The sequence below is a fragment of the Nitrosomonas sp. Nm166 genome (assembly GCF_900112825.1).
Taxonomy (GTDB): Bacteria; Pseudomonadota; Gammaproteobacteria; order Burkholderiales; family Nitrosomonadaceae; genus Nitrosomonas.
This window is the reverse complement of record NZ_FONE01000014.1, coordinates 1-16548: the sequence shown is the minus strand read 5'-3', so window position 1 is coordinate 16548 and position 16548 is coordinate 1. Positions and strand designations below refer to the sequence as shown.

Annotated in this window: 17 protein-coding genes and 5 tRNA genes; 16 read left to right on the top strand and 6 right to left on the bottom strand. The window is 41.4% G+C overall.

The window, feature by feature from the left end:
- Positions 1 to 4: 4 nt before the first annotated feature.
- Positions 5 to 976, bottom strand: a complete 972-nt coding sequence (locus BM021_RS05710; protein ID WP_090719835.1) for a bifunctional riboflavin kinase/FAD synthetase — start codon at positions 974 to 976, stop codon at positions 5 to 7.
- A gap of 217 nt (positions 977 to 1193) precedes the next feature.
- Between BM021_RS05710 and slmA the strand changes: the two genes are divergently transcribed.
- On the top strand, positions 1194 to 1796 hold the full coding sequence (gene slmA / locus BM021_RS05705) for a nucleoid occlusion factor SlmA (protein WP_090719833.1): 603 nt from the start codon (positions 1194 to 1196) through the stop codon (positions 1794 to 1796).
- Between the two features lie 10 nt (positions 1797 to 1806).
- Here the strand turns inward: slmA and BM021_RS05700 are convergent, their stop codons facing one another.
- Genes BM021_RS05700 through gpmA form a run of 4 tightly spaced genes read right to left on the bottom strand, consistent with a single transcriptional unit; the run spans position 1807 to position 6067 of the window.
- Complete coding sequence (locus BM021_RS05700; RefSeq protein WP_090719766.1) at positions 1807 to 2592, bottom strand: HesA/MoeB/ThiF family protein; 786 nt, start codon at positions 2590 to 2592, stop codon at positions 1807 to 1809.
- An 11-nt stretch (positions 2593 to 2603) separates the two neighbouring features.
- Positions 2604 to 4040, bottom strand: coding sequence for a S41 family peptidase (locus tag BM021_RS05695; RefSeq protein WP_090719764.1), 1437 nt, complete (start codon positions 4038 to 4040; stop codon positions 2604 to 2606).
- Positions 4041 to 4091: 51 nt separating this feature from the next.
- Positions 4092 to 5309, bottom strand: coding sequence for a murein hydrolase activator EnvC family protein (locus BM021_RS05690; protein WP_256207798.1), 1218 nt, complete (start codon positions 5307 to 5309; stop codon positions 4092 to 4094).
- Positions 5310 to 5317: 8 nt separating this feature from the next.
- Complete coding sequence (gpmA, locus tag BM021_RS05685) at positions 5318 to 6067, bottom strand: 2,3-diphosphoglycerate-dependent phosphoglycerate mutase (protein WP_090719761.1); 750 nt, start codon at positions 6065 to 6067, stop codon at positions 5318 to 5320.
- A gap of 368 nt (positions 6068 to 6435) precedes the next feature.
- Between gpmA and BM021_RS05680 the strand changes: the two genes are divergently transcribed.
- The 9 genes from BM021_RS05680 (at position 6436) to BM021_RS05640 (ending at position 11754) form a co-directional block, all read left to right on the top strand.
- Positions 6436 to 6819, top strand: a complete 384-nt coding sequence (locus BM021_RS05680; RefSeq protein WP_371116169.1) for a rhodanese-like domain-containing protein — start codon at positions 6436 to 6438, stop codon at positions 6817 to 6819.
- A gap of 6 nt (positions 6820 to 6825) precedes the next feature.
- The gene (gene grxC / locus BM021_RS05675) at positions 6826 to 7089 is read left to right on the top strand and encodes a glutaredoxin 3 (RefSeq protein WP_090719757.1); all 264 of its coding nucleotides are present in this window, start codon (positions 6826 to 6828) and stop codon (positions 7087 to 7089) included.
- Positions 7090 to 7158: 69 nt separating this feature from the next.
- Positions 7159 to 7605, top strand: a complete 447-nt coding sequence (gene secB / locus BM021_RS05670) for a protein-export chaperone SecB (RefSeq protein ID WP_090719755.1) — start codon at positions 7159 to 7161, stop codon at positions 7603 to 7605.
- Positions 7606 to 7637: 32 nt separating this feature from the next.
- A complete protein-coding gene (locus BM021_RS05665; RefSeq protein WP_256207797.1) occupies positions 7638 to 8123 on the top strand; it encodes an SH3 domain-containing protein in 486 nt (161 codons plus the stop codon).
- On the top strand, positions 8120 to 9112 hold the full coding sequence (locus BM021_RS05660) for an NAD(P)H-dependent glycerol-3-phosphate dehydrogenase (protein ID WP_090719753.1): 993 nt from the start codon (positions 8120 to 8122) through the stop codon (positions 9110 to 9112). Before BM021_RS05665 ends, BM021_RS05660 begins: the two co-directional genes overlap by 4 nt.
- A gap of 227 nt (positions 9113 to 9339) precedes the next feature.
- Positions 9340 to 9612, top strand: a complete 273-nt coding sequence (locus BM021_RS05655) for an HU family DNA-binding protein (RefSeq protein WP_013648000.1) — start codon at positions 9340 to 9342, stop codon at positions 9610 to 9612.
- 14 nt (positions 9613 to 9626) lie between these two features.
- Positions 9627 to 9702: transfer RNA gene (locus BM021_RS05650), tRNA-Val, on the top strand.
- Positions 9703 to 9721: 19 nt separating this feature from the next.
- Positions 9722 to 9798, top strand: a tRNA-Asp gene (locus BM021_RS05645).
- 75 nt (positions 9799 to 9873) lie between these two features.
- Positions 9874 to 11754 (top strand): SurA N-terminal domain-containing protein, encoded by a 1881-nt coding sequence (locus tag BM021_RS05640; RefSeq protein WP_090719751.1) that lies wholly within the window; start codon positions 9874 to 9876, stop codon positions 11752 to 11754.
- 17 nt (positions 11755 to 11771) lie between these two features.
- Here BM021_RS05640 and fabI read toward each other — a convergent pair whose 3' ends face one another.
- The gene (gene fabI / locus BM021_RS05635; protein WP_090719749.1) at positions 11772 to 12557 is read right to left on the bottom strand and encodes an enoyl-ACP reductase FabI; all 786 of its coding nucleotides are present in this window, start codon (positions 12555 to 12557) and stop codon (positions 11772 to 11774) included.
- 146 nt (positions 12558 to 12703) lie between these two features.
- Between fabI and BM021_RS05630 the strand changes: the two genes are divergently transcribed.
- The 6 genes from BM021_RS05630 to BM021_RS16030 all read left to right on the top strand — a co-directional run.
- Positions 12704 to 14881: an ABC transporter substrate-binding protein gene (locus tag BM021_RS05630; protein WP_177186305.1), complete on the top strand. Its 2178-nt coding sequence runs from the start codon at positions 12704 to 12706 to the stop codon at positions 14879 to 14881.
- Between the two features lie 21 nt (positions 14882 to 14902).
- On the top strand, positions 14903 to 15880 hold the full coding sequence (locus BM021_RS05625) for an ABC transporter permease (protein WP_090719745.1): 978 nt from the start codon (positions 14903 to 14905) through the stop codon (positions 15878 to 15880).
- Positions 15881 to 16043: 163 nt separating this feature from the next.
- A tRNA-Tyr gene (locus tag BM021_RS05620) sits at positions 16044 to 16128 on the top strand.
- Between the two features lie 92 nt (positions 16129 to 16220).
- Positions 16221 to 16294 (top strand) — tRNA-Gly (locus BM021_RS05615).
- Between the two features lie 44 nt (positions 16295 to 16338).
- A tRNA-Thr gene (locus tag BM021_RS05610) sits at positions 16339 to 16413 on the top strand.
- A gap of 50 nt (positions 16414 to 16463) precedes the next feature.
- The coding region (locus BM021_RS16030) for a GTP-binding protein (RefSeq protein WP_090718653.1) at positions 16464 to 16548 on the top strand (85 nt) is incomplete at its 3' end.

The window sequence follows — 16548 nt, the reverse complement described above, 5'->3', positions numbered from 1 at the left end:
TGAGTTAAAGGGCGCTGCATACACTACTTGAATGAATTGGGGTTGTTTTGAAAAAGTCCTTGGCCTGCGCGACATCTTGCTTAATTTGCTGGATGAGCGTGTCGATGTCTGCATATTTTTCTTCATCACGCAGCTTATGCAGGAAATCAACCTGTAAGTACTGCCCATAAATTTTATAGCTGAAATCAAATAAATGTACTTCCAGTACGAGTTTGCCATTCTCATGGGTTGTAGGCCGCACACCCAGACTGGCAACGCCAGGCAATATTGTTGCGGGTGACGATTGGATGGCGCCATGGACGGCTACTACAAAAATACCCGAAAGGGGGGGATGAGGATTTTTCAATTGGATATTCGCAGTTGGAAATCCGATTTGCTGGCCTAATTTATCGCCATCGATCACACGTCCACTGATGCTGTATGGCTTACCCAACAATTTTGTGGCTGTATTCAGATCGCCGCCGCCAAGTGCTTGCCGGATAGTGGTGCTGGAGACACGCTGACCATCCATGGTCACGCTGGGCATGACTTCCACTTCAAAGCCATTTGTTGCTGAAAAAGCTTGTAGCATAGCAAAATCACCAGCACGCCGAGCACCAAAACGAAAATCATCTCCTACCAATAACCAGCGGACTGATAACTTTCGATTCAAGATGCGCGTAATAAATTGTTCAGGGCTGATTTTGGCAAAATTATCGTTGAAGCGGCAAACATGAATGCAGTCGATTCCTGCCTGGGCGATTAATTTCAGTTTTTCCCGTAGACTGGTCAGTCGTGCAGGCGCCTGAGCCGGTGCAAGAAATTCACGCGGATGCGGCTCAAAAGTCATTACACAAGCAGGAAGTCCTAGCTTATGGGCCCTTTCTTTTAGGCGCGTCAATATGGCTTGATGGCCTAAATGGACACCATCAAAGTTACCTATGGTCAGTGCAATTGATGTCTTAGCGTATATCGATGCTCTTCGCCAAGTGTGCATGAGCAGAAACCCAAAAATTGGCAATTTTAGCTTGTTTAAGGTAAACAGGTCTAGTTTGCGCGATATTATTATGGGTATTGATTTAGAATGATTATTGAGTATTCGCTCAATAAACTGATGAGCAAGAATCTGAGTTAAGCGCTGAATAGTTTTCGCGCGGGTTTATTATTTTGCTATATTTTAGCTATTGCTTTTTTATTTATTCACCGCTATCCAATTGAAACGCGCATCTCAATCAATAAAATCAAACGAGAGGAAAGATCAGATCTTGCAAGCTCTGGCCGGGATGCTGGAGCATCCTCAAAGAATAAGAGTTACTGTCGCAGCACTAGCCGCTCAACTGGGAGTTTCTGAGTCATCGCTATATCGCTACTTTTCCAATAAATCTCGGATGTTTGAAGCTTTGATTGAATTTATTGAGCGAACGTTATTCGTATTGATTAATAAGATCTTGCAAGAAGAAAATTGTGGCGCTAAGCGGATTGAAAATCTACTCCTGCTGCTACTGGGTTTCTCACAAAAAAATCCGGGTATGACTCGTCTCTTAATCGGTGATGCGCTGGTTAATGAAAATGAGCACTTGCAGTTGCGTATTAATCAGCTGCACGATCGGCTGGAGGCAACTTTAAAGCAGGCATTACGATTTGCAGTCAATGAGCGACAAATAAATGCCAGCTTTGACATTGCGGCGCAAGCTAATTTATTCATGTGCTTTGTTATTGGCCGCTGGTATCAGTTTGTGAAAAGTGAGTTCAGGCGCGACCCGCTTGCTAATTGGGAATTACAGCGATTGACTTTACTTCCATCTGAGCTTCTTTAAGGTGCAAAGATTAACGGCTTATTGCGACAGCATAAGTGGGTGTGGGTATTGTTGTGTAACATACCGGGCAAGCCGGGTCTTTGTGCAGCTTGATTGAACGCCAGTTCATCGTAAGACCCTCCAATAATAGGAGGCGACCATTTAGGCTTTCACCGATATTTAATAAAATTTTTAGTGTCTCCGCGGCTTGCATGCAACCGATGATACCCACCAGTGGCGAAAACACACCCATGACTGCGCAGGGCATGTCCTCGTGCCTTCCATCGGCTGGATATAAGCAGTGATAGCATGGGCTATTTGAGTATCGTAAATCAAACACACTGACTTGACCGTCAAAACGTACTGCGGCGCCAGAAATCAGAGGTTTCTTATGCAAGACGCAAGCGTAGTTCACATGATAACGGGTGCTGAAGTTATCACTGGCATCAACTACGGCATCTACTTCTGCAGCAAGCTGCCGGAGTTTTATGGCATCCACATGCTCCTGGATCGCGATGACATTTACTTCCGGGTTAATTTTAACGAGTGATTGTTTTGCCGAGAGAACCTTAGCCTGGCCGATTGAATCGCTATTATGAATAATTTGCCGCTGCAGATTGGTCAGATCAACCTGATCACCATCACAGATGATCAGGTTACCCACTCCACTAGCCGCAAGGTACATTGCTACAGGAGAACCCAGACCGCCAGCGCCAACAATTAATACGCTTGATTGATTAAGCTTCTCCTGTCCTTCGATATCAATTTGTGATAGCAGAATATGACGGCTATACCGGAGTAATTGGTTGTCATTCACTGTCCTTGAAATCAGCTATCTGTTTTTTCATTCTTTCTCTCGGGCGATGATGAAGTAATACCCTTAAAGTAATTCATCGCTTGAGTTAACAAAAGATCTTCTGCAGAGCCAAATTCGATAGGTGTTCTGCTTTTCTTTTCTTTATCTTTTTTCTCTTTCTTGCTATTTACAGGCTTTTGCGCTGCTTTCTCAGTTTCAAGAACCGCTTTTGCTTTTGTCTCTGCTTTCTTGCCGTTGGACAGATGGCGGTTCAGATCCGCTTCACGTAAACGCTCTTCATCACCATTATCAGTTTCATCCAGAATATCAGGTGTAATTCCTTGAGCCTGGATGGATTGACCATTAGGCGTGAAATAACGGGCAGTTGTCAGTTTAATCGCAGTATTATTTCCTAATGGCAATATTGTTTGGACAGATCCTTTACCAAATGTTTGTGATCCCATTACTAAAGAGCGTTTATGGTCTTGTAAAGCGCCCGCTACAATTTCTGATGCAGAAGCAGAGCCGCCGTTGACCAAAGTAATCATTGGTACTGTTTTGACTTCGGGAGGTAATCCTTTTAAATAATCTTCATCAGGGCCGCGTAGATAATACTCTGGAGTTGCATGCAACTTCATTTTAGCGTCAGGACTGCGTCCTTCCGTATACACAACCAGTGCATTTGCTGGAAGAAAAGCGGCTGATACAGCGACAGCACCGTTGAGTAATCCACCGGGGTCATTACGCAAATCCAATATGAGCCCTTTCATCGATCCAGTATTCTCAGCAAAGAGTGTCTTGATGGCTTGCGCTAAATTTTCTCCCGTCTGTTCTTGAAATTGTGTGATACGGATATAAGCGTAACCTGGTTCAATCATTTTTGATTTGACACTCTGGATTTTTATGATGTCACGTACTAAATTAAAAACGAGCGGTTCCGACTCACCTTCTCGTACAATCGTGATCTTTATCGAAGTTTTGGGTTTGCCACGCATGAGCTTTATGGCATCATTCAGCGTCATGCCTTTTACAACAATATCATCCAGCTTAACAATCAAATCGCCAGTTTTGATTCCCGCGCGAAACGCCGGCGTATCTTCAATGGGTGAAATAACTTTTACTACACCATCTTCCATCGTAACCTGAATGCCGAGTCCACCGAATTCACCTTGTGTTCCGATTTGTAATTCTTTGTAATCGTCTTTATCAAGATAAGATGAGTGAGGATCTAATCCAACCAACATACCATTGATAGCCTCGGTAATGAGTTTTTTATCTTCTACAGATTCGACATAATCACTCTTAATTCGACCGAATACTTGGGCAAATGTACGTAATTCTTCGATTGGGAGCGGATGAATTGCTTCCAGATTGTCTTTTTTGGCAATCGCAGAGAAATTCAGACTAAGCATCATTCCAGTGATTATGCCAATTAGAATTAAGCTTGTTTTTTTGATTACGTTACTCATGATGCTATCTCCGCACTGATCGAATTGATATCAATAAATATAATATTATGTTCACTCTATTTTTATCCATGTCATAGGGTCAAATGGTTTGCCTCTATGACGCAGTTCAAAGTATAAACCCGAATCTGCATTACCACCGCTATTCCCAACTGTTGCTATTGTATCGCCTCCTCGAATAACATTACCTACTTGCTTATGAAGAGTTTCATTATTGCCATAAAGGCTCATATAGCCGTTTCCGTGATCGACAATGATCAGATTGCCGAAACCCCTCAACCAGTCTGCAAATACCACTCTACCTTCAGAAATAGCTTTTACATCGTTGCCGTTCCGTGATTGAATAAACAATCCCTTCCACGTCACTTGCTTACCTGAGCGTTGACCACCAAAGCTATTCAGAAGTTTCCCTCGCACTGGCAAATTTAACTTGCCCTTGAGTGATGAGAAAGGAATACCCGAGGTGGAAGCATCAGGAAGTTTGTTACTGATCAGTGTACCCTTAGATTTCACTTGAACAAGTAATTTATTAATCTCATTGACTAGCTTAGTGAGGCGTTTCTCATCATTTTCGAGTTTATTAATTTCTTGTTGTTGTTGGATAATTTGACCGGATATCTGAGTCAGCAGAATCTGATGCCTGCTCTTTTCCTGTTCAAGTTTTTTACGTTGTTCGAAATATTCGCTTTGAACAGCAGTGATCTCTTTTTTTTTCTGGTGGCTCTCCTCGGCTAAGGCATTAATTTTATATTGGTTATCCTGAAGATTCTGAATGCTGCTTGAGCGCGCGAGTGAAAGCTGCTTGTAGTAATGCATATCTCTTGCAATTTGGTTAGGATCTTGCTGACTCAATATTAACCGCAAGTAACTTTGCTGTCCTCCCAAATATTGTTGATAAAGCAATTTTTCTAGTTGATTGCGTTCTGTCTCGATTTCGCTTTTAATTTGTCTTTGCTGTATTTGTAATTGTTTGAATTCTTCAGTAGCTTGCCGGTCATGCTCAATGAGTTTGGTTAGCCTATGATTAATAGCGCTGATTGTGCGTTCAGCTTCCTGTAAGGTGTCTGAGGTATTCTGTTTTATTATTTCTCTATCTGCCAGATCCTTTTGCAAGGACTGGATACGTTCGCGTAATGCTTTAAGATTCTCTTGATTATCAGAAAAAGCTGAAAATGGGTAAAAAGAAGTCAAAATGCAAATCAGCATTATTTTGAAGACACTGAATATAGATAAAATTAAACGTACCGATTCCCAATATTGTATGTTGTTCAACTATATTCTTAAGCCTTTGATTTTCCCTGATTGGCCACCATCTGCATGGCTTCTTGAATCTCGGAGAGATTTCCCAGGTAATAGTTTTGGATGGGTTTCATATCGTCATCTAGCTCATAGACCAATGGAATACCCGTAGGGATATTGCAGTTTAGAATTTCTTCCTCCGACATATCATCCAGATATTTAACCAGTGCCCGTAATGAGTTGCCGTGTGCCACGATGATAACGCTTTTACCTGCTTGAACTTGAGGTGCAATGGTTGTATTCCAGTAAGGTAAAAATCTTGCAACAGTATCTTTGAGGCACTCGGTCAAGGGTATTTCATTACGATTCAAGTTTTTGTAGCGAGGGTCAGCGCCTGAGTAACGATCATCATCGATTGTTAATGCAGGTGGTCTAGTGTCATAGCTGCGTCGCCAAATCAAGACCTGATCATCCCCATATTTAACAGCAGTTTCAGCTTTGTTCAATCCCTGAAGCGCACCATAGTGACGTTCATTCAATCGCCAACTATGCTGAATCGGAATCCACATTTGATCCAATTCATCAAGTGTTATCCATAGCGTGCGGATTGCGCGCTTGAGAACAGATGTGTATGCAATATCAAACGCATAACCTTGTTCTCGTAAAAGTCGCCCAGCATTTTGGGCTTCTTGTAGGCCTTTAGGCGTTAAATCAACGTCTGTCCAACCGGTAAAACGATTTTCTTTATTCCAGGTACTTTCTCCATGCCGAAGGAGAACAATTTTCTTCATATTTATCTTTGTAAGGGGGAATGATCAAGGGTAAAAATTCCCTCATATTTTATTATATTTTACTTTGAAATGCAGCATCTGGCTGATTTTTTACGCGAATATAATATGAGCTATCGACTTTTCTGTGAAAAATAAGAATGCAATTTTGATTTGAATAGGCTCTTTTCCAAGCAGGGTTTCAAGTGCTAGAAATGTATAAAGATTTAAGACTTGCAGGCATGGTGTTAATATGCATAAATTTAGCTAGTGAAGTTGACAAAATCTCGCGATTTTCTAGTTTCTGATAAAATTAATCTACTTGGGAAAATAAAAATTATATGGAACTATCATTATTTCAAGATCATTTTCTTCTTAGGCTCGAGAATTTGTTGTTTATAATTACTGCGGTAGTGAGTGGCTTATTGTTACTGTGGCCGTTAGTATCACAGCGCGGAATTAAAGAAATAGATACGCGCGTTGCTGTACAATTGATCAATTATCAAGATGCATTGGTGCTTGATGTTCGCGATGATAGTGAATATGCGGCAGGTCATTTGCCTAATTCAAAGCATGTCCCTTCCGAAAAAATTGAAGAGCGCTGGGTCGAGCTGCAAAAATTTAAAGAAAAACCTATTGTGGTTATCTATCGTAGCGGTATTCGATCGAATCATCCCAGCTTAATTCTAAAAAAGAATGGGTTTACTCAGGTATTTAATCTGATGGGCGGTATTGATACCTGGAAGCGCGCAAATTTACCTATCGTTAAAAGATAAAAGGTCATGCCTAAAGTTACTATGTATACAACAGGTTTTTGCCCTTATTGCAAAATGGCAGAAAGTCTGTTGCGCGCAAAAGGGGTCCAAGATATTGAAAAAATCCGCATTGATCTGGAACCTGCGCAGCGCATGGAAATGATAGATAAAACAGGACGTCGCACGGTTCCACAAATCTATATTGGCGAGAGGCATGTGGGTGGCTATGATGATTTAACACAACTCGATCGCAAAGGTGAGTTGTCTGCACTACTGATAACGGGATCATAATTGGAATGAAGGCAGTTCCAGTTTGATGCGTTAACTTTTTATTAAACATTCTTCCGAGTAAAAATAAAGATGAGCGAACAGCCGCAACCAATTTTTGCCATAGAAAAAATTTATGTAAAAGATTTGTCTTTGGAAATTCCTAATGCGCCCACTATTTTTTTAGAAAGAGATGCGCCTGAGATTAACATGCAGCTCGGGGGTAAGCATGAGAGTATTGATGAAGGGCTATATGAAGTGCTATTAACAGTGACAATAACAGCTAAAATCAAAGACAAAACAATGTTTCTGGTTGAAGTTCATGAAGCAGGGATTTTTCGTATTCGAAACTTATCGGATGAAGAAATAGATCCCGTTCTGGGGATTGGGTGTCCGAATATCCTATTTCCTTATTTGCGTGAAGTCGTGTCAGATACTGTGACACGCGCCGGCTTTCCACCCGTCATTCTCAGTCCAGTAAATTTTGAAGCAATCTATCACCAAAAAAAAGCAGAGGCCCATAAAAACGAGAACCAATAAAAATTAGAAAGAACTGAAGGATAATACAATGTATGTCAATGAGAAAAGACTTGATTAAGGTATTCTCGTTAAAAAGCAAAGTAAATGCTTTTTTGACTGGCATCTTGTTGTTTGTGCCTGGTTACACAATTGCTGAGATGGAATATTTTTCAATAGCAGAGAACGCTGTTGTGATGTATGACGCACCATCCCTCAGAGCGGATAAGCTATATGTGGCAAGTCTTCATCTTCCAGTTGAGGTTATCGTAGATGTGGAAGGTTGGGCAAAAGTACGCGATAGTAGCGGCAGTCTTGCGTGGGTTGAGAAAAAGGCATTAAGTCAACAACGTTATGTAGTTGTGACAGTGCCGCTCGCTGATATATACCAATCCGCAGAGACGAATTCAATGCTAGTATTCCAAGCTGAAGAAAATATTGTTTTGGAATGGCTGGATTCCGATACTAAGGGCTGGGTAAGAGTGCGTCACTCCGATGGACAAACTGGTTATGTCAAAGTCAATCAGGTTTGGGGTTCATGAAAATTGCCATATTAGGTGCAGGTGCATGGGGTTCAGCATTAGCAATTAATTTATCGGCACGCCATCAAGTCAGTCTGTGGACGAAGGATCCAGATCACGCGAAAGAGATGGGGACTCATCGAGTCAATCAAAATTTCTTGGCAGGTTATGGTTTACCAGAGTCTTTGAAAATCACGGCAGTACTTACTGAGGCATTAGACACCGCAGATCTTGCTTTAATTGTTGTGCCTATTGCTGGTTTACGTGAAACTTTGCGCGCAATTGCAGCAAGCAAAATTAGAGTACCCATTCTATGGGGTTGTAAAGGATTTGAATCGCAAACCTCCAAGTTGCCTCATCAAATAGTTGAAGAAGAATACTCTACTGTATTGCCGTCCTGTGGGGTATTTTCTGGCCCTAGTTTTGCGGAAGAGGTAGCGCAAGGTTTGCCTACTGCGTTAACGCTAGCATCTAAAGATACAGATTTTTCATGCAAGGTGGCCACTGAATTGCATAGTTCGAGATTACGTATTTATACCAGCCAGGATGTGATTGGCGTGGAAACAGGGGGTGCCATAAAGAATGTGATTACCATTGCAGCAGGCATCTCTGACGGCCTTGGGTTTGGGCATAATGCCCGCGCTGCATTAATTACACGGGGACTAATGGAGATTACCCGATTAGGGCTCGGCTTGGGTGGGAATATGAAGACTTTTATGGGACTAGCTGGGGTTGGTGATCTAATTCTGACGAGTACTGGCGATTTGTCGCGAAATAGGCAAGTGGGATTGATGCTGGCTGAAGGGAAGTCATTAAGCGATATTCTGAATGAATTAGGGCATGTTGCTGAGGGGGTACATACGGCGCGATCAGTATTGCGATTAGGTAATCAGTTAAATATTGAAATGCCTATTACCCAAGCAGTTTGCAGTATTCTTCATGAGGGTGTGGCAGCTCGAAATGCGGTTGAAGTGTTGTTAAATCGGGAACAAAAAACAGAGATTTATTGATATAAAATTTTATCAAGAAATTCTGGATAGCTTTAGAATAGAGTGGTTAGTTTTTATAGACTTAAAGTTAATGCTAATGATAGTTCTTGTCAAAATGAGTGAAATGACTAAATCAGCGATGTAACGGGAAGCCTTAATTTGCTTGACCAGGCGTTGACAGCTTGATATAAGAACGTTTGCAGTACTTGCTTGTGATTTAATTACCATTAACTTAGAAGGGGAATTATATGAACAAATCCGAACTTATCGAAGCTATCGCAAAGTCAGCTAAAATTTCCAAAGCCTCAGCAGGTAGTGCGTTAGATGGTGCATTAACCGCAATAAAAGGGGCGCTTAAAAAAAACGAAAGTGTAACGCTGGTCGGATTTGGAACTTTTAAAGTTGGTACAAGAGCTGCACGTACAGGCCGTAATCCACGTACTGGTGCCGCTATTAAAATCAAAGCAGCAAAGGTTCCTAAATTCAGTGCTGGTAAAGCACTAAAAGATGCAGTAAACTAGCGAGCTTTATGATTGGGTGCTTAGCTCAGCTGGTAGAGCGTCGCCCTTACAAGGCGAATGTCGGCGGTTCGATCCCGTCAGCACCCACCAGTCAGTTTAACGAGTTCTAGGAGTGGTAGTTCAGTTGGTTAGAATACCGGCCTGTCACGCCGGGGGTCGCGGGTTCGAGTCCCGTCCACTCCGCCAAATAAAATTTATCAGTTACAGTAACGATAATTTTTCGATTTTTTTTCCACTTCTTCGTATTTTCGGGTTCTAATTGTGTTTGATTTTGTCAACCGTAAGAAACGTGTCGTTCAAGTCATAATGGGGTTGGCGGTATTGCCCTTTTTGTTTTGGGGGGTTGAATCATATCGTAATATGGGTGACGAGGGCTATGTTGCAATAGTTGATGGGGAAGAAATACCGCGTCGTGAGTACGAACAAGCTTTGCGCGATCATCACGAAAGAATGCGAGCCATGCTGGGTGCTAATTTTGACAGTGCAATGCTGGATAGTTTCGAAGTAAAAAATTCAGTTCTGGAAAGGCTCATTCAACAACGATTACTTCGCCGAGAAGCCATTAGCAATGAATTTATTGTTCTTGATTCGCAACTTATAAAAACAATTCGTGATGTACCTGCTTTTCAGAAAGATAATAAATTTTCTAAGCAGCAGTACGAGGAGTTATTGCGCAATCAAGGGTTGACACCGACAATATTTGAATCGCGTGTGCGTCAAGAGCTTTTATTGCAGCAATTGCTAGATGGCTATAGTGAAAATGGATTTGCGCCTAAAACAGTCGCTGAAAAAGTGAGATATTTAAGTGAAGTGCAACGTGAAGTCAGTCAATCGAAGATAGAACCAGAACAATTTTTATCGCAAGTGACACCGGAAGAAGCGGATATTAATGCTTACTATGAAAAACATCAAACGGATTTTCATTTACCTGAGCGCGTGCGGATTGAATATTTAGTTTTATCACTGGATGAAGTCGCTAAAAATGAAACAGTCAGTGACGAAGCGGTCAATGCTTATTTTGCAGAACATCAAGACGAATTTAGTCAACCTGAAGAACGCAAGGCCAGCCACATCTTGATCAGTGTTTCGACTGATGCTTCAGAAGATGAGAGGCGGTTGGCTCGAGAGAAAGCTGAAAATATATTAGAACAAGTTAAGCAGAATCCAGAGCAATTTGGAGAAATCGCAAAAGAACACTCGGATGATCCTGGTTCTGCAGCTCGCGGCGGAGACCTTGGTTTCTTTAGTCGCGGTGTAATGGTTAAGTCTTTTGAGGATAAGATTTTCTCTATGCAATTGGGTGAGATCAGTGACATTGTAGAAACCGATTTTGGCTTACATGTGATCCAGTTAACTGATATTAAGGAACAAAGACGCCCCAGCCTGGAAGATGTGCGAGAACAAATTGAGAATAAGCTGAAACTGCAGATGGTGGGAAGCGTTTTTGGGGAAATTACTGAGGATTTCAGAAATGTTGTCTATGAACAATCTGATAGCCTTCAAGCAGCAGCAGAAAAGTTTGGATTAACGATACAACAATCGGATTGGATCACAAGAAATTCAACAGAACCTTTTATTATTGCTAATGAAAAATTGCTATCAGCTGTTTTTTCTGATGATGCGATTTCTAATCAGCGTAATACCGAAGCTATCGAAGTGAAACCCGATACATTGGTATCGGCTCGTGTCATTGAACATAAACCTGCCGCTGCGCAGTCATTAATGACGGTTAAGGATCAAATTATTGAGAAGCTCAAGAGGCAAATGGCTGAAGCAAAGGCAATTGAAGAAGGAGAAGCAAAACTTGCACGCTTACAGGCCGGTGAAGATGCTGATGTCAGCTGGGGTGAAGCCAAGCAAGTATCTTACATGCAATCGCAAGGCTTAGATCATGAAACTCTGCGAGCAATTTTCAGAGTAGAGACCAGTAGTCTGCCAGTGTATGTAGGAGCAGCAAATCCAAGAGGTGAGTTTAATCTGATACGAATTAATAAAGTTATAGAACCGGAGCCTACACAAGAAACAAAGCTTAATAATTTTAATAGACAGCTACAACAAATGATTACTCAAGAAGAGGTATCTTCTTATCTTGCTGGGCTCCGGAAACAATATGATGTGAAAGTTAAACAAGATAGCTTCTAACCTAGCTCTGCAATTAATTAGTCCATAAGGTTAAAAGCGACCGTGTTAAAACCTGCATCAACATAGGTTATTTCTCCGGTAATGCCACTAGCTAGATCGCTGCACAGAAAAGCTGCAACATTTCCTACTTCGTCAATTGTAACGTTGCGGCGTAGCGGTGAAACCTTTTCTGTATAGCCTAATAATTTTCCAAAATTTCCAATACCGGCTGCAGCCAGAGTTTTAATCGGACCAGCAGAGATGGCATTTACGCGTATTCCCTTAGGACCCAGGCTAGAAGCCATGAAACGGACATTTGCTTCAAGACTGGCTTTAGCCAAACCCATCACATTGTAATTTGGCATTACCCGTACTGCACCTAGATAACTTAATGTTAGCAATGAGCCATTCCTACTTTGCATTAGAGGCAGCGCCACTTTGGCAAGTGCAGAGAAACTATAGGCGCTGATGTCATGCGCAATGCGAAAAGCTTCTCTATTAATACTTTCCAGATAATCGCCAGTTAATGCTTCACGTGGGGCAAAGGCAATGGAATGAATAATACAATCCAAACCATCCCAATGTTTTTGTAAATTTTCAAAGCACAACATGATCTCGTTATCGCTGGCCACATCACAGGGAAATAGCAAGTTACTGTCAAATTCATGTGCCAGTTTCTCGACTCGCCCACGCACCTCTTCGCCCTGATAAGTGAATGCTAATATTGCCCCTTCACGCTTCATTGCTTTGGCGATACCGTAAGCGATTGAACGGTTACTGAGAAGTCCGGTAATGAGTATACGTTTGTCCTTGAGAAACCCCATATAATTTCCTTGTAAAATTTAGAGAATTGACGAATTATAGCTGAAGGACAGGAGAAGGGGGAGTTGTGCAATAGCTGATGTCTACGAGGTACGGATGTTTATTTAAATTAACTTCAATTCTGGTTATCATGATCAAGATGATTAATATGTCGTGGCTACTGATTTCATTTGCGGTCCTATTAGCGGCCTGCGATGAGCATAATTGGAATAATCCATATTCAGCAATCGATACTGGAAAAAATATACTTTATAGTGTATTTACAGAACGCCCTAAGCATCTTGATCCAGTGCAATCCTACAGTTCCAATGAGATTCAATTTACTGCACAGATTTATGAGCCTCCACTGCAGTATCATTATTTGAAACGACCTTTTGCATTGATACCTTTAACGGCAAAAGAAATACCTGTGGTAAGGCATTTCGATATTGAAGGTCATCAATTACAGAATGATGCGCCGGCTACAGATGTTGCTTATAGTATTTATGAAATTTCAATTAAACCAGGAATTTTTTTTCAACCGCATCCAGCACTTGCAAAAGACGAGCAGGGTGATTGGTTGTATCATAATTTAGGTGATCAAGAATTAGCTTCAATATTCAAGTTATCTGATTTTTCTCGAACTGGTACACGTGAATTAACAGCGGAAGATTATATTTATCAGATCAAGAGGCTGGCGCATCCTCGACTGCACTCCCCGATATATGGACTGATGGCAGACTATATAATAGGACTTAAGGATTATGTCGATGTGTTAAAACAAGTCAATCCAGAACGATCTGAAGGAGGAACATATCTGGATCTAAGAAATTATCCTTTAGAAGGAGTGCAAGTTATTGATAGATATACTTACCGCATCAAAATAAAAGGTAATTACCCACAATTTATCTATTGGTTAGCGATGCCTTTTTTTGCACCAGTTCCTTGGGAAGCTGATGCGTTCTATTCTCAGAAGGAATTGATACAAAAGAACATTACATTAGATTGGTATCCGATTGGCACAGGTCCTTATATGCTCACAGAAAATAATCCGAATTTAAGAATGGTATTGGAAAGAAACCCTAATTTCCATGGTGAATATTATCCAACCGAAGGCATGCCAGAAGATCAAGAAAATGGTTTATTGATGGACGCTGGCAGGGAATTGCCATTCATTGACAAAGTCATTTTTACCCGAGAAAAAGAGAGCATTCCGCGATGGAACAAGTTTTTGCAAGGTTATTATGATGCTAGCGGGATTGGCTCAGATAGTTTTGATCAGGCTGTGCAATTGGTAGGGCACGGGGAAGCAACAGTTACCGAAGAAATGGCAGCGCAAGGAATCAGGCTGGAGACAACTGTGGCGGTATCTACTTATTATATGGGATTTAATATGTTAGACCCCGTTGTTGGTGGAAGTAATGAGCAACAGCGCGAGTCGGCCAGGAAATTGAGGCAAGCAATTTCAATTGCTGTGGACTATGAGGAATTTATCTCAATTTTTGCAAATGGCCGTGGATTGCCAGCTCAAAGTCCTATTGCGCCAGGTATTGCAGGCTATCGCGAAGGAAAAGAAGGCGTTAATCCAGTTGTGTATGACTGGATTAATAATCGGCCGCAGCGTAAATCTATTCAAGTAGCAAAAGCTTTGCTCGCAGAAGCAGGCTATCCAGATGGAATAGATCAGAAAACAGGCGCACCACTTATTCTGTATTTTGATGTGACTGCACGTACTGCGGAAGATAGGTCTAAGCTTGATTGGATGCGTAAGCAGTTCCAGAAGCTAAATATACAATTAGTAGTCAGAAGCACTGACTATAATCGCTTCCAAGACAAAATCCGTAAAGGAAATGCACAGATTTTTGAGTGGGGGTGGAATGCGGATTACCCTGATCCAGAGAATTTTCTTTTTTTGTTGTATGGGCCGCAACGTAAAGTGGGCAATAATGGGGAAAATGCTGCTAATTATGATAATACTGAATATAATCAGTTATTTGAACAGATGAAGAACATAGAAGATGGACCCAAGCGTCAGCAAATAATCGATCGTATGGTAGAGATATTACAGCATGATGCCCCTTGGTTATGGGGATATCATCCAAAAGACTATGGTTTGTATCACGCCTGGTACCAGAATGTAAAACCAAACAGAATATCGAATAATAACCTTAAATATTTCAGGATCGATGCGAATTTGAGAGATCAGAAACGACGGGAATGGAATGAGCCTGTCTTGTGGCCAATAGCAGTGATGCTGGCTATGTTGATAATCAGTTTTATTCCGGCAGCCATGGCTTTCCGACGCCGAGAAAGTAGCACTGCGGTAAACAATATACCATCATCTTAAAGTTGCGACTGAGTAGTGACGATGCTTAACTATATTCTTCGGCGTGCCCTGTATGCGATACCAATTCTTATCGGTGTGAATCTTATTACTTTTACTTTGTTTTTCGTAGTCAATACGCCTGATGATATGGCACGTATGCAGTTGGGTATTAAATATGTATCGCCCGAAGCAATTGAGAAATGGAAAATCGAACGAGGCTATGATAAACCTTTACTTTTCAATCAGGAAAAGGAAGGATGGGAGAAGTTAACTAAAACAATTTTTTTTGAGAAATCAATATCGATGTTCATCTTTGATTTTGGACAGGCAGATGATGGGCGGGATATTGCGCAGGAAATCAAGTCGCGCATGATTCCCAGTCTTGCCATTGCATTGCCCGTCTTTATCCTGGGATTAATAGTGCATATTACTTTTGCGTTACTGATGGTTTTCTTTCGTGCAACTTACATCGATTTCTGGGGGGTAATTCTATGCGTGGCGCTCATGTCGATTTCCAGCTTGTTTTATATCATTGCTGGGCAATTTTTAGTAAGCAAGCTATGGCATCTGGTGCCTATCTCAGGCTATGAGAGTGGATTGGATGCAGGAAAATTTCTGTTATTGCCCGTCATAATAGGCATAATAAGTAGCCTTGGATCAAGTGTGCGTTGGTATCGCACAATTTTTTTAGAAGAAATGAATAAGGAGTATGTACGCACAGCCAGAGCAAAAGGACTGTCTGAACGCATTGTTTTATTCAAACACGTATTAGGAAATGCATTAATTCCTATCTTAACGGGTGTGGTTGTGGTAGTACCTTTGCTATTTTTAGGCAGTTTGTTGGTTGAATCGTTTTTTGGGATACCGGGTCTTGGTAGCTATACCATTGATGCTATCAACTCACAGGACTTCGCGATCGTGAGAGCCATGGTTTTTTGGGGTTCAGTGCTATATATAGTGGGCTTGGTCCTAACAGATATATCTTATACACTTGTTGATCCGAGAATCCGTTTAAAATAGCCGGTTTAATGAGTTGTTAATAATCTTCAATAAAACTAGCTATATTATAAAACTAGCTATATTATTAGCTTCTTACTAATAGAGTTAATAGCCTAAAACTTAAAATAGCCTAAAACTTAATTGACTTATGAATATAATATATTCATAATTACTGGTTTCGTTTGGAGGGGTTCCCGAGCGGTCAAAGGGATCAGACTGTAAATCTGACGGCTCTGCCTTCGAAGGTTCGAATCCTTCCCCCTCCACCACGTCTGGAATTGGTATAGAGAATGAGGTTGAGGGAGTGGCTAATTTAATTCTTAATGGTTTTTCGCCTTCGCCTATGGATGTAGAGATATGCGCGGGTGTAGCTCAATGGTAGAGCAGAAGCCTTCCAAGCTTACGACGAGGGTTCGATTCCCTTCACCCGCTCCAATTAGAAGAATTGCAGGTTTAAGTTTAATAATGTTGTTATGCTTGCCCATGTAGCTCAGTGGTAGAGCACTCCCTTGGTAAGGGAGAGGTCGCCAGTTCAATTCTGGCCATGGGCTCCAAGGTGCATGATGGGATTGGTATAGCTAAAGCACGTAAAGGGGAACAAGTGATGGCAAAAAGTAAATTTGAGCGTTCGAAGCCACATGTTAATGTAGGAACGATAGGGCATGTTGATCATGGTAAGACGACGCTGA

Coding starts and splice junctions, on each gene's coding strand:
- fabI (WP_090719749.1), bottom strand. CDS start 12,557: ATGGGGTTTCTCAAGGACAAACGTATACTCATTACCGGACTTCTCAGT.
- gpmA (WP_090719761.1), bottom strand. CDS start 6,067: ATGAAGAAAATTGTTCTCCTTCGGCATGGAGAAAGTACCTGGAATAAA.
- BM021_RS05630 (WP_177186305.1), top strand. CDS start 12,704: ATGTCGTGGCTACTGATTTCATTTGCGGTCCTATTAGCGGCCTGCGAT.
- BM021_RS05625 (WP_090719745.1), top strand. CDS start 14,903: ATGCTTAACTATATTCTTCGGCGTGCCCTGTATGCGATACCAATTCTT.
- secB (WP_090719755.1), top strand. CDS start 7,159: ATGAGCGAACAGCCGCAACCAATTTTTGCCATAGAAAAAATTTATGTA.
- BM021_RS05665 (WP_256207797.1), top strand. CDS start 7,638: ATGTCAATGAGAAAAGACTTGATTAAGGTATTCTCGTTAAAAAGCAAA.
- BM021_RS05655 (WP_013648000.1), top strand. CDS start 9,340: ATGAACAAATCCGAACTTATCGAAGCTATCGCAAAGTCAGCTAAAATT.
- BM021_RS05660 (WP_090719753.1), top strand. CDS start 8,120: ATGAAAATTGCCATATTAGGTGCAGGTGCATGGGGTTCAGCATTAGCA.
- BM021_RS05695 (WP_090719764.1), bottom strand. CDS start 4,040: ATGAGTAACGTAATCAAAAAAACAAGCTTAATTCTAATTGGCATAATC.
- BM021_RS05710 (WP_090719835.1), bottom strand. CDS start 976: ATGCACACTTGGCGAAGAGCATCGATATACGCTAAGACATCAATTGCA.
- grxC (WP_090719757.1), top strand. CDS start 6,826: ATGCCTAAAGTTACTATGTATACAACAGGTTTTTGCCCTTATTGCAAA.